The following is a 12,762-nucleotide window of genomic DNA, read 5'->3' on the forward strand; positions in this document are numbered from 1 at the left end:
GCCGCACACTCTCAGACGAACTGGACGCGCGGAGGCGGGGTGTCGGTGTAGACGCGGCCGGTGGGGCTGGTCCATTCGACGATGCCGCCCGGTCTCTGGGCGGCAGTCCAGCGCCAGCGTCGGTCGAGATCCGGATGCTTCAGGGAGTGGTGTCCGACGCAGACGCAGGCGAGGTTGCCGATCTCGGTGGGGCCGCCTCTTGCATGGTCGAAGGTGTGGTCGATCTGGCAGTTCCGAGCGGGAAGCCGACAACCGGGGAACCGGCAGTGCCGGTCGCGGGCGCGCAGGTGCTTCTTCATCCGCTCGGTCGGCGTGTAGCTGTCGGTGCGGATGAGCATTCCGGACGGGTCGAGGAACAGGCGTTCCCACTGCGCGGCGTCGCCGGCGAGGGAGCGTGCGATGTCCGGGGCCATGGGCCCGTGCCCGTCGTGCTCCGCCGGGCGGTCGTCGTCGCCGATGAGGGTGGTCGCGGCGACGGTGACCTGAACCGTGCCGCGGATTCCGTCGAGCCCGTTCTCCGTCAGGATGTCGCCGCACCCGCTGAGCAGGATGTCGATGACGAGGTCGGCGCGGATCTGATCGAGCGTGCGCTCGTCCGGAAGCGGTTCGCCGATCTCCTCGGCCATGCTCTCGAACCCGGTGAGCCGTTCGAGGTCTTCGTCGGTGAGCTCGCATCCGGGCTGGGGAGCGCGCGGACCGTCGAATCCGCCGCACGCCGTGGCCGCGATGATGGTCTTGATCTCGCGGCCGATCCGGGTCACCCGATCGTAGGCGGCCTGCGCGAGAGGTGTGGGCATCAGGATCTGGAACAGACTCATCCCGTCTTCCACGTCGACCACGGTCACCCGGCGCTCATCCCTGGCGCGCCGATGGCGAGTCACCACGGTCTCCGGGACGATGGCCGCGACCAGGGAACGCGCGAACGCCTCGGTGCGAGGAACGGTCTCCGCCGCGGCGTAGGGGAGGATCTGCTCCTCGAACGCCGCGAGCGATGCGGTGTCGTGGAGCCCGATCGGTGCGGCTGCGGCGACGATCGAGGTCGCGTGCCGGAGGGAGATGTCGCCCGCGGCCAATGCCGCCCGCGTCGCCGGGAACCGACCTTGCAGCGCCCACCCGACACCCAGCTGTCGCGCTGCGGCGTTCCTGGTGATGTGCAGGGCGGCGGAGACCTCCGCGAACATCGACCGCTCGGCCGCCTCGAACCCGGCCGCACCCGGTGCGACCTCGGCCAGCAGGCGGCAAACCCGCTCGCCGAGCAGATCTGCCTTTCGTGCCTCCAGCGCCGCGATCTCGCGGTCGATCCGCGCGCACTCGTCCACGAGATCGCCGTTGCCGGCGGGGTGGGGAGTGGTGTCGAACGCCATACCTCAGTATAGAACAAAAGTCCGAGAAAGGGAAGTGTGAGAAGCAAAGGAAAAAGGCTTCTCATCGGGATAGTCGGGCGTTCCGCGACGGACTCAGCCGTGCACCAGATGCAGCACGGTCGTGACGTTGATCCGGTGCGCCGACACGATCCGGAAGCCCAGCGCCTGCAGGTGCGCGACGTCGGGGGAGTGCGCGGGGTCCGGGCCGCGCTCGAGCGCCCAGACGGAGGATCCGAGGTCGGTGACGGTGAGCCGGTCGTTCGGGCGGGTGCGATCCCATAGCCCCGCGCGCACCCGGAAGGGCGTGACGAGCGCGGGGTCGCGGAGCCCCTCGACGTCCGCCGGGTAGACAGCCGGGATCAGCCGTGGCTCCTCCGAGTTCTTCGGACGATCGTCGTAGACGACCGCGTCCCCCGCCTGCGCGTGCGCGTGCAGGTAGGACGCGGCCTCGCGCCAGTCGCTGCCGTCCTTCGCGTAAGGACCGCGCAGCACGATCAGGTTGGGCACGAAGGCGGCGAGCACGACCGCGAGCAGGATCGCTCCGGCCGTGACCATGCGCGCCGGGGGGCGCTGAGCGATCCCGCGCGCGGCGGCGAGGACACCGACGGCCACCAGGATCGCGGCGGCCGGCGTGCAGAACGACAGATATCGCACGGTGTACATCGGCGCGATCAGCACGCTGCCGATCAGCACCGCGGCCGTCGGCAGCACCAGCCAGATCAGCGCGAGCGCGCTCAGCCGCAGGCGATCCGCCTCCCGCGGCCGGGCACCGAGCATGGCGACCAGCCCGATCAAGATGAGCGCCCCGCACAGCCAGGCGGTGACCGGGTCGAACCACTGCAGTGCGAGCACGTTGAGCGGCGTGATGTAGTCGCGGTACGCGAGGAAGCCGATCTGGTTCTGCTCGGCCGCCGCGAGCAGCACGATCGGCAGCGCGAGCACGACGCCGCTCACCGCCGACGCCGCCCAGCGCCAGAGCGAGCGGCGGTGGAAGAGCAGCACGAAGAGCCCGTGCACGACGAGCAGCAGGGCGAGGTAGAGGAAGACGTAGATCGCCACCGCGGAACCGACCGCGTACGCCGCCCACACCCACCAGGCGCGACGCCGGGAGAGCAGATCCATGAGCAGCACGGTCAGCCACACCGCGATCGCGGAGCCGATCGCATACGAGCGGGCCTCCGCGGCCATGACGGCGGTGCGCGGCAGCAGGCCGGCGATGAGCCCGGCGGCGAGTGCGAGCCGCGCGCCGCCGAAGCGACCGGCCAGCGCCGCGGTGCCGGCCGCCAGGAACCCGGCCGCGATCGCGCTCGGCAGCCGCACCGAGAACTCGCTCGCGCCGAACAGCCCGGTCCACACGTGCAGGAATGCGTAGTACGCGCCGTGCACGCCGTCGACGGTCTGCAGCATCCGCCACAGCTCCGGCCAGGTGCGCGAGGCCGACATGACGCTCGCGGCCTCGTCGCCCCAGAACGACGGGATCCAGGATCCCAGCGTGCCGGCGACGGCGCCGACGACGCCCGCGATCAGCGCGACCCGCCAGAGGCGCGATCGGGGGGACGGGGGCACAGATCGATCCTGGCGTTCGCCGCTGTGAACCCGCCTCGGCCGAGGCGGCGGTCGAACGCTCACCGTCCGCCGTAGCCGAGCCGGCGCTGCAGCTGCTGCGCGGTCTCGGCGACCGCGGCGACGATCCCGGCCTCGTCGATCGGGGCCTCGTCGGTCCAGGTCATCGCGACCGCTGCGACCGGCCAGCCCACGTGATCGCGCACGGCGACCCCCACCGAGCGGAAGTCGGCGGTGACCTCGCCGTCCTCGCGCGCGAAGCCCTCGCGGCGCACGTCGCGCAGCACCTCGCGCAGCTCTCGCGGCGTGCTCGGCCCGCGCCCGGTGCGTTCGGCGAAGGATCCGGCGTCCGGATAGAGCGCGCGCACCTGCGCGCGGGGGAGCGCGGCGAGCATCGCCCGTCCGGTCGCGGTGAGATGCGCGGGCAGGCGCACGCCGACGTCGGTGATGAGGGCCGGGCGGCGCAGGGCGCGCTCCTCGACGATGTACAGCACGTCGCGCCCGGTCATGACCGCGAGGTGCGCGCTCTCGCCGAGGCGGTCGGCGAGGCCGGCGAGCAGCGGGCGACCGAGCCGGGCGAGCGGCTCCTGCCGCGCGTAGCCCCCGGCGAGCTCGAACGCGCTCGTGCCGAGCCCCCAGCGCCGCTCCTGCGGCAGGTGCACGACGAACCCGTGCGCCTCCAGCGTCGCGAGCAGGTGGTAGACGGTGGAGCGGGGGATCCCCAGCTCCCTCGCGAGCGCCGAAGCGGCCACCGGGCCGGCGCGCCGGGCGAGGAATCGCAGGATCCGCAGGGTCTGGTCGGCGGCGGGAACCTGCGGCGCCGACCGCTCCGGGGCCGACGGCTGGCTGTCTGGTATCACAGACACACTCTGACAGATCACCCTGCCCGAGCGGTAGGGCAGGGTGTGGAATCGACTCATGCCCCACACTTCTCCCGTCATCGTCGGTGCGGCGCCGCTGCGCCCCGAGGATGTCGTCGCCGTCGCCCGCCACCACGCCGAGATCGTCATCGACGCCGGTGCCCTCGACCGAGTCGCGGCCGCCCGCGGAGTGATCGACGGCATGGCCGCCGATCCCCGCCCGCACTACGGCGTCTCGACCGGTTTCGGTGCCCTCGCCACCACGTTCATCGCCCCCGACCGTCGCCGCCAGCTGCAGCTGAGCCTGATCCGCTCGCACGCCGCGGGCACCGGCGCCGAGGTCGAGACCGAGGTCGTGCGTGCGCTGCAGCTGCTGCGCCTGCAGACCCTCGCGTCCGGCCACACCGGCGTCCGCCCCGCGGTCGTCGAGACCTATGCCGCGATGCTCAACGCCGGGATCACCCCGATCGTGCGCGAGTACGGCTCGCTGGGCTGCTCGGGCGACCTCGCTCCGCTCGCCCACGTCGCGCTCGCGTCGATGGGCGAGGGCGACGTCCGCAACGCCGCCGGCGACCTGGTGCCCGCCGCAGACGCGCTCGCGAGCGCCGGCATCGAGCCGCTCCAGCTCGTCGAGAAGGAGGGACTCGCCCTCATCAACGGCACCGACGGCATGCTCGGCATGCTCGTGCTGGCGCTGCACGACCTCGATGAGCTTCTGATCACCGCCGACATCTCCGCGGCCATGTCGATCGAGTCGCAGCTGGGCACGGACGCGGTCTTCGCCGCCGACCTCATGGCTCTGCGCCCCCAGGTCGGGCAGGCCGTCTCCGCCTCGCACCTGCGCGCGTTCCTCGGATCCTCCCCGATGGTCGCGAGCCACAAAGGCCCGGATGACGGCCGCGTGCAGGACGCGTACTCGCTGCGCTGCTCGCCGCAGGTGCACGGCGCCGCGCGCGACACCGCCGCGTATGCGACCTCGATCGCCGAGCGCGAGCTGTCCAGCGTCGTCGACAACCCCGTCGTCACCAGCGACGGCCGCATCGAGTCGAACGGCAACTTCCACGGCGCCCCGGTCGCCGCGGTGCTCGACTTCCTCGCGATCTCGGTCGCCGACGTCGCGTCGGTCGCGGAGCGCCGCACCGACCGTGCGCTGGATCCGGCCCGCAGCCACGGCCTGCCGCCGTTCCTCGCCGACGAGGTCGGCGTCGACTCCGGTCTGATGATCGCCCAGTACGCGGCGGCCGGTATTGTCTCCGAGCTCAAGCGCCTCGCGGTGCCCGCCTCGGTCGACTCGATCCCGTCCTCGGCGATGCAGGAGGACCACGTCTCGATGGGCTGGGCCGCAGCCCGCAAGCTGCGCCGCGCGATCGACGGTCTCGGGCGCGTGCTCGCGATCGAGATCCTCACCGGCGCCCGGGCGCTCGACCTGCGCGCGCCGCTCGAGGCCGGACCCGCCACCGGTGCCGTGCGCGACCTTGTCCGCACCGTCGCCGGCGGCCCCGGCCCCGACCGATTCCTCAGCCCCGAGATGGAGGCCGTGACCGCGCTCGTGCAGTCCGGCCAGATCGCTGCGATTGCGAAGGAGCACGCGAATGACTGACCTGACCCTGTCCGACCCGACCCGCCGGATCCGCGCCATCCGCGGCAACGAGCGCACCGCGAAGAGCTGGGGCGCCGAGGCCGCCAAGCGGATGCTCATGAACAACCTCGACCCCGAGGTCGCCGAGCACCCCGAAGACCTCGTCGTCTACGGCGGCACCGGCCGCGCCGCGCGCAGCTGGGAGGCGTACGACGCGATCGTGCGCACCCTCGACGAACTCGAGCCCGACGAGACCCTGCTCGTGCAGTCCGGCAAGCCGGTCGGCGTGTTCCGCACCCACGAGTGGGCGCCGCGCGTGCTCATCGCCAACTCGAACCTCGTCGGCGACTGGGCCACCTGGCCCGAGTTCCGCAGGCTCGAGCAGCTCGGCCTCATGATGTACGGCCAGATGACGGCCGGATCCTGGATCTACATCGGATCCCAGGGCATCCTGCAGGGCACCTACGAGACGTTCGCGGCCGTCGCCCGCTCGCTCGGCAAGGAGTCGCTGCGCGGAACGCTCAGCCTCACCGGCGGCGCGGGCGGCATGGGCGGCGCGCAGCCGCTCGCCGTCACCATGAACGACGGGGCCGTGCTCATCGTCGACGTCGACGAGTCGCGCCTCGCGCGCCGGGTCGACCACGGCTACCTGGACGTGTACTACACCGACCTCGACGAGGCGATCGCCCGCGCGGTCGCCGCGAAGGAGGCCGGCGAGGCCCTCTCCGTCGGCATCGTCGGCAACGCCGCCGAGGTGTTCCCCGAGCTGTTCCGCCGGGGAGTGCCGATCGACATCGTCACCGACCAGACCAGCGCGCACGACCCGCTCGCGTACCTGCCGATCGGCATCTCGATCGCGGACTGGAAGGCGTCCGCGGAGGCGGATCCGGAGGAGTTCACCCGCCGCTCGCGCGAGTCGATGGCCGCGCACGTCGCCGCGATGGTCGCGTTCCAGGACGCGGGCGCCGCGGTCTTCGACTACGGCAACTCGATCCGGGCCGAGGCGAAGCTCGGCGGGTTCGACCGCGCCTTCGACTTCCCCGGCTTCGTGCCGGCGTACATCCGCCCGCAGTTCGAGGAGGGCCGCGGCCCGTTCCGCTGGGCTGCGCTCTCCGGCGATCCGGAGGACATCTACAAGACCGACCGGGCGATCGCCGAGCTCTTCCCGGAGGACGCCGCCCTGCACCGCTGGCTGGAGAAGGCGGCGGACAAGGTGCACTTCGAGGGCCTGCCCGCGCGCATCTGCTGGCTCGGCTACAAGGAGCGCCACCTGGCGGGCCTGAAGTTCAACGAGATGGTCGCCTCGGGCGAGCTGTCCGCACCCATCGTGATCGGTCGCGACCACCTCGATTCCGGATCCGTCGCCAGCCCGTACCGCGAGACCGAGGCCATGAAGGACGGCTCCGACGCGATCGCCGACTGGCCGCTGCTGAACGCCCTGCTGAACACGGCGTCGGGCGCGAGCTGGGTGTCGCTGCACCACGGCGGCGGCGTCGGCATCGGCCGTTCCATCCACGCCGGTCAGGTGACCGTCGCCGACGGATCCGCCCTCGCTGCGGAAAAGCTCGAGCGCGTGCTCACCAACGACCCCGGCACCGGCGTCATGCGGCACGTCGACGCGGGCTACGACCACGCGAAGGACGTGGCCCGCGAGCGCGGTCTCAAGGTCCCGATGGGACTCTGAGCCCGGGGCTCGAACACAGACGGCGTCCCGCTCTTCGCGCCTCATCGGGGGATGGGGGAGCGAAGAGCGGGACGCGACACTTTGCGGAAGGCTTGAGGACATGCGGATCCTGATCACGAACATCGGCGAGCTCACGACGAACGCCCCGGCGGGCGACGACCTCTGCGGCACGCTGCACGACGCCGCCGTGCTCATCGAGGACGACCGGATCGCCTGGGTCGGCCCCGCAGTCGATGCCCCCGCCGCGGACGAGGTCATCGACGCTGCCGGCCGCGCCGTGATCCCCGGTTTCGTGGACAGCCACAGCCATCTCGTCTTCGGCGGCGACCGCGCCGCCGAGTTCGAGGCGCGTATGGCCGGGCAGAAGTATGCGGCCGGCGGCATACGATCCACGGTCGCCGCCACCCGCGCCGCGACTGACGACGAGTTGCGGATCCGCCTGCGCGGCTTCCTCGACGAGATGCTCGCCCAGGGCACCACCACGGTCGAGATCAAGAGCGGCTACGGCCTCGACGTCGAGACCGAGCAGCGTCTGGTCCGCCTCGCCGCCGAGGTCACGCCCGAGGTCACCTTCCTCGGCGCTCACGTGGTGCCCGCGGAATACGCCGACCGCGGCGATGCCTACGTCGACCTCGTCACGGGTGCGATGCTCGACGCCTGCGCCTCGCACGCCAAGTGGATCGACGTGTTCTGCGAGACCGGCGCGTTCACCGTGCCGCAGTCGCGCCGCGTGCTCGAGGCCGGCATCGCCCGGGGGCTGCAGCCGCGCGTGCATGCGAGCCAGCTCGGCCCGGGCGAGGGTGTGCAGCTCGCCGTCGAGCTCGGCGCCGCCTCGATCGACCACGGCACGTACCTGACCGACGACGACGTGACGGCGCTCGCCGGATCCGGCACGGTGCTCACGCTGCTTCCCGGTGTGGAGTTCTCCACCCGGCAGCCGTACCCCGATGCGCGGCGGCTCATCGACGCCGGCGTGACCGTGGCGCTCGCCTGCGACACGAACCCCGGCTCGAGCTTCACCTCGTCGATGCCGTTCTGCATCGCGGTCGCCGTGCGCGACATGCGGATGACCGTCGCCGAGGCGATCCACGCGGCGACCGCCGGGGGAGCCGCGGCCCTGCGTCGCGACGACATCGGCCGCATCGCGCCGGACATGCGCGCGGACCTCGTGCTGCTGAAGGCGCCGAGCAGAGTGCACCTCGCGTACCGCCCCGGCGTGCCGCTCGTCGACGCGGTGTGGAAGGACGGCGTCCGCTTCTCCTGAACGGCGTCAGCCGACCGCGAAGCGGATCCGGGATCCGGGCGGCAGCTGACCGGCGAGATCGAGGTCCGCGTCGACGACCGCGCCGATGACGGGGTATCCGCCGGTGAGCGGGTGGTCGGGCAGGAACAGCACCGGCTGACCGTCGGCGGGCACCTGGATCGATCCCGTGACGGCGCCCTCGCTGGGCAGTTCGGCGAGCTCCGCGCGTGAGAGGGGAGTGTCGCCGTGCAGGCGCAGCCCGACGCGATCGGAGTGCGGCGTCACCTCCCACTCCTGACCGAGGAGCGCCTCGACGGCGTCCGCCGTGAACCAGTCCTCGCGCGGGCCGAGCGTGATCCGCAGCACCGCGACATCGCCCGGCGCAGGGAGCGTCCGCGCGATCGGGAACGGCTGCACCGCGGTGCGGACGAGGTGCGGATCGCCGATCCCGAGCGCATCGCCGGCCCGGAGCGGATCCGGACCGAGCCCCGCGAGCGTGTCGGTCGAGGCGCTTCCGAGCGTGGGGTGGACCAGGAATCCGCCGCGCACGGCGAGAACGCAGCGCAGCCCCCGCGTCGGGAATCCCACCTCCAGCTCGTCACCGTCGGAGAGGGGGAACGGGACGCCGCGCTCGAGTTCGTGTTCCTCGCCATCGGCGCCCGTGAGCAGGAGCGGCCCGTCGGCGCCGGCGACCGCGGCGACGTCGCCCCCGCCGAGACCCTCGAACCGCAGCCGTGCACTGCCCGTCAGCTCCAGCACCGGGGATCCCGCCGGATTGCCGACCGCGTCGTTCGCGTCGCGGAGGGCGATGCGGTCCGCCGCACCCGAACCCGAGACGCCGAGCGCGGCGCGGCCCGGTCGCCCACGGTCCTGGATGAGGATCGGGAAGGCCGATTCCGCGACGACCAGGCGCGGGCTGTCGCGCAGCGGCGCGGCCCCGACCGGGCCGTGCTCGGCGGTCGGCCCCGCCCCGGGCAGGAGGATCCGCGGACGCGCGGCGAGCGTGAAACGCACCCCCCTCCCCGGCGCGAGCAGGGCCGGAGGGTCCCGATCGGCATCCCAGACCACCGCATCGGTGCGGCCGATGAGCTGCCAGCCGCCCGGGCTCTCCCGCGGATACACGCCCGTGAAGGTGCCCGCGAGCCCGACGGATCCCGCCGGGACCCTGGTGCGCGGGGTGGCACGGCGGGGCACGTCGAAGAGCGGATCGGATCCGACGAGATACCCGAACCCGGGTGCGAAGCCCGAGAAGGCGACGCGCCACCGCGCCGCCCGGTGGCGGGCGCCGAGCTCGTCGGCGGAGACGCCCAGGAGCTCCGCCATCGCAGGAAGGTCCTCGCCGTCGTACCGCACCGGGATTCGGACCTCGCCCTGCGCGGTCGCCGCCTGTTCCGGCGCCGGCCACGAGCGCAGCCGCGCGCTCAGTGCCGCCGCCGACGTGCGCGCCGGTTCGTATCGGACCAGGACCGTGCGCGCGGCCGGCACCAGCTCGACGACACCGGGGACGTCGCCCCAGGCGAGATGTCGCCGGATCGCCTCGTCGAGATCGTCGACCTCGACGAGCAGGGCGTGGTCGGAGGCGGTGAGAATGCGCATGGTCGGATCAGGCGGCGCCGGGCGGAGCGATGCTGACGCCGGCGCGCTCGAGCGCGGTGCGCACGGCGCGCGCGATCGCGACGGCGCCCGGGGTGTCGCCATGCACGCACACGCTGTCCGCGTCGATCGCGATGCTCTCCCCGGTGATCGCGGTCATCGTGCCGGTCGTCGCCAGCCCGACGACGCGTGCGGCGATGGCCTCCGCGTCGTGCAGCACGGCGCCCGGCTCGGAGCGGGGGACGAGGGTGCCGTCAGCGCGGTAGGCGCGGTCGGCGAACGCCTCCCGGAGCACCCGCAGTCCGCGGTCGGCGGCCAGCTGCAGCACACGGGATCCGGGCAGGCCCATCATGGCGAGGTCGTCACCGGCCGCGAGGATCCCGTCGATCACGGCGGCGGCCTGCACCTCGTCGTGCACGATGCGGTTGTAGAGCGCCCCGTGCGGCTTCACGTACGTGACCCGCACGCCCTCGGCGGCGGCGAGGGCCCGCAGCGCGCCGATCTGATAAAGCGTCTCGTCGGCTAGCGTGCCGGCATCGACATCCAGGAACCGCCGGCCGAACCCCGCGAGATCGCGATAGCCGACGTGCGCGCCGACGGCGACGCCGTGCCGGGCGGCGAGACGGACCGTGCGACGTGCGGTGACCGCATCGCCGGCGTGGAAGCCGCACGCGACGTTCGCGCTCGTCACGACCTGCAGCATCGCCTCGTCGTCGCCCATCGGCCAGGCGGCGAAGGCCTCGCCCAGGTCGCTGTTCAGATCGAGAGTCATCGTCGGCCCCGCTTCCCCGTGGTCCTGACGACCAGCGTAGAGCAGACCCCGATGCCTCCTCGGTCTATGCCCCACTGCGGCCCGATCGGGCATAGCGTGGAGGCATGGCTCGGATCCTGATCATCGGCGGACACGGCAAGATCGCCCTGCTGCTGGAACCTCTGCTCGCCGCGCGCGGGGATGACGTCACCGCCGTCATCCGCAACCCCGACCATGCCGCCGATGTGCGCGACGCGGGCGGGACGCCGCTCGTGTTCGACATCGAGGCGGCCGGCCGTGAGGCCATCGCCGAGGTGATCGCGGGGCACGACGCGGTCGTCTGGTCCGCGGGCGCTGGCGGCGGCACTCCGGAGCGCACGCGCGCCGTCGACTTCGAGGCAGCAGTGCGGTCGATGGACGCGGCGGCCGACGCCGGCGTGAGCCGCTACGTGATGGTGTCGTACTTCGGGTCCTCGCCGCAGCACGGCATCCCGGCCTCGAACTCGTTCCACGCCTACGCCCAGGCGAAGGCCGACGCCGACGAGTACCTGCGCTCGACCGCGCTGGACTGGACGGTGCTCGCCCCCAGCCGCCTGACATTCGATGCGCCGACGGGCCTGATCGACGTCACGTCGGAGAACTCGGACGAGGTCTCCCGCGCGGATGTCGCGCGGGTGATCGCCGGCACGCTCGTCGAACCGGCGACGATCAGACGCACGATCCGCTTCAACGCCGGCGACCAGCCGATCGAGTCCGCGCTTCGCGAGCACTGACCCCGCGCGGTCGCAGGGGCCGCAGGGGCCCCGCGATCAGTGCGGTCAGCGCTGCAGCACCGCCAGCGCGACCAGATCCAGGATCCAGATGACGACGAGCACGGCGCCCGCCCCGCCGAGCCCGGTCACCCACAGCGCCGCTCCCACCCCGCCGAACAGAACGATCTCCAGGCACATCCGGCCGGCCGGGGGTATGCCGATCTTCGCCTTGGGAGAGAGGAACAGGCCCCACACCACGGCGAACGCGATGATGGTCGCCGATGCGGCGAGCCAGCTCACCTCGCCCGGCACCAGCCGCCATGCCGCGGTCGCGGCCCCGGCGAGCAGGGCGAGTTCGAGCAGGAAGCGCACGACCAGCGCGGTGCGCAGCGCGGGCCCTCCGTCGAGGAACGGATCCGGCGCGCCGGATCCTGCCGGGTCCGCGCTCATGCGCGTTCCGCGAGCGCCGCGAGCAGTTCCAGCACGCACAGCGCGGCGAGGCGCACGGTGCGCGCGTCCTCGTCGTCGGCGGTGGCGTCGACCTCGGCGATGTCGGCGCTGACCACGCGCGCATCGGCGGCGATGCCGCGCACGATCGCGCGCAGCTCCCACGCCGCGAAACCGCCGGGCACGCTGGCCGGGCAGCCCGGCGTCGCGGCGCGATCGCACGCATCGACGTCGATGTCGAGATGCACCCGGGCGGCGTCGCCCGCGCCCGCGATCTCGACCGCCTCTGCGATGACGTCGTCGATGCCGCGGCGGCGCACCTCGTCCAGGGTGATCACGCGGATGCCCCAGTCCGCGGCCCGCCGGGCGTAGGCGGCGGAGTTGGCGAAGTCGGCGATCCCGATCTGCACGATCCGGGTCGGGTCGATCGCGGATCCTTCTGGCGCGTCCTCGACCAGCCGGCGCACCGGGGATCCGTTCGAGACGCCGTCGCGCAGGTCGAAGTGCGCGTCGATCGTGATCAGGCCCGTGGCCGCGGCGCCCAGGGCGACCGGGTAGGTCAGCGAGTTGTCGCCGCCGAGCGCGATCACCAGCCGCGAGGCCGCGGACAGCTCGGACACCCGCGCGATCGCCCGCGCGACGCCCTCGTCGCCGTCCGGCTCGTGCACGTCTCCGGCGTCGGCGATCCGCAGCACCTCGTTCAGATCGACGGCGGGCGGACCCACCAGGGTCGGGCTGTACCGGCGCAGCGCCTCGCGGATCGCGGCGGGCGTCGCGTGCGCCCCGGTGGGCGAGAGCGAGGTGCGCCAGGTGGGCACGCCGAGCAGGATCGCGTCCGCGCGCGTGTCGAAGGCGGGCCAGTCGCCCCCGCGGGGCCAGAGCGGATCGTACGACAGCGCCATGGGGGGAGTCCCTTCTCGGACGCG

At 72.9% G+C, this 12,762-nt stretch carries 11 protein-coding genes; 4 read left to right on the forward strand and 7 right to left on the reverse strand.

The genetic code is table 11. From position 1 onward, the window contains the following. Positions 1-11: 11 nt before the first annotated feature. The 3 genes from ABD882_RS11815 to ABD882_RS11825 form a co-directional block, all read right to left on the reverse strand. Positions 12-1,364, reverse strand: coding sequence for an HNH endonuclease signature motif containing protein (locus tag ABD882_RS11815; protein WP_345187175.1), 1,353 nt, complete (start codon positions 1,362-1,364; stop codon positions 12-14). 93 nt (positions 1,365-1,457) lie between these two features. Then, a complete protein-coding gene (locus ABD882_RS11820; RefSeq protein ID WP_345187177.1) occupies positions 1,458-2,930 on the reverse strand; it encodes a glycosyltransferase family 39 protein in 1,473 nt (490 codons plus the stop codon). 59 nt (positions 2,931-2,989) lie between these two features. Continuing rightward, positions 2,990-3,793: an IclR family transcriptional regulator gene (locus tag ABD882_RS11825; RefSeq protein WP_345187260.1), complete on the reverse strand. Its 804-nt coding sequence runs from the start codon at positions 3,791-3,793 to the stop codon at positions 2,990-2,992. Between the two features lie 52 nt (positions 3,794-3,845). Between ABD882_RS11825 and hutH the strand changes: the two genes are divergently transcribed. The 3 genes from hutH (at position 3,846) to hutI (ending at position 8,314) form a co-directional block, all read left to right on the forward strand. Next, positions 3,846-5,387: a histidine ammonia-lyase gene (gene hutH, locus ABD882_RS11830; protein WP_345187178.1), complete on the forward strand. Its 1,542-nt coding sequence runs from the start codon at positions 3,846-3,848 to the stop codon at positions 5,385-5,387. Beyond that, positions 5,380-7,050 carry a urocanate hydratase gene (gene hutU, locus ABD882_RS11835; protein WP_345187180.1) on the forward strand — a complete coding sequence of 557 codons (1,671 nt, stop codon included), beginning with the start codon at positions 5,380-5,382 and terminating at the stop codon, positions 7,048-7,050. Before hutH ends, hutU begins: the two co-directional genes overlap by 8 nt. A gap of 100 nt (positions 7,051-7,150) precedes the next feature. After that, complete coding sequence (gene hutI / locus ABD882_RS11840; protein ID WP_345187181.1) at positions 7,151-8,314, forward strand: imidazolonepropionase; 1,164 nt, start codon at positions 7,151-7,153, stop codon at positions 8,312-8,314. 6 nt (positions 8,315-8,320) lie between these two features. Here hutI and ABD882_RS11845 read toward each other — a convergent pair whose 3' ends face one another. Next, the gene (locus ABD882_RS11845; RefSeq protein ID WP_345187183.1) at positions 8,321-9,889 is read right to left on the reverse strand and encodes a 5-oxoprolinase subunit B/C family protein; all 1,569 of its coding nucleotides are present in this window, start codon (positions 9,887-9,889) and stop codon (positions 8,321-8,323) included. Between the two features lie 7 nt (positions 9,890-9,896). Next, positions 9,897-10,658, reverse strand: a complete 762-nt coding sequence (locus ABD882_RS11850; protein WP_345187185.1) for a LamB/YcsF family protein — start codon at positions 10,656-10,658, stop codon at positions 9,897-9,899. Between the two features lie 104 nt (positions 10,659-10,762). Here ABD882_RS11850 and ABD882_RS11855 point away from each other — a divergent pair, with 104 nt between their 5' ends. Then, positions 10,763-11,410 carry an SDR family oxidoreductase gene (locus tag ABD882_RS11855; RefSeq protein WP_345187187.1) on the forward strand — a complete coding sequence of 216 codons (648 nt, stop codon included), beginning with the start codon at positions 10,763-10,765 and terminating at the stop codon, positions 11,408-11,410. Between the two features lie 45 nt (positions 11,411-11,455). Here the strand turns inward: ABD882_RS11855 and ABD882_RS11860 are convergent, their stop codons facing one another. After that, on the reverse strand, positions 11,456-11,839 hold the full coding sequence (locus ABD882_RS11860; RefSeq protein ID WP_345187189.1) for a YrdB family protein: 384 nt from the start codon (positions 11,837-11,839) through the stop codon (positions 11,456-11,458). After that, on the reverse strand, positions 11,836-12,738 hold the full coding sequence (locus ABD882_RS11865) for an agmatinase family protein (protein WP_345187191.1): 903 nt from the start codon (positions 12,736-12,738) through the stop codon (positions 11,836-11,838). Before ABD882_RS11865 ends, ABD882_RS11860 begins: the two co-directional genes overlap by 4 nt. Positions 12,739-12,762 lie beyond the last annotated feature (24 nt).

This window comes from Microbacterium panaciterrae, from assembly GCF_039541635.1.
Classification (GTDB): Bacteria; Actinomycetota; Actinomycetes; order Actinomycetales; family Microbacteriaceae; genus Microbacterium; species Microbacterium panaciterrae.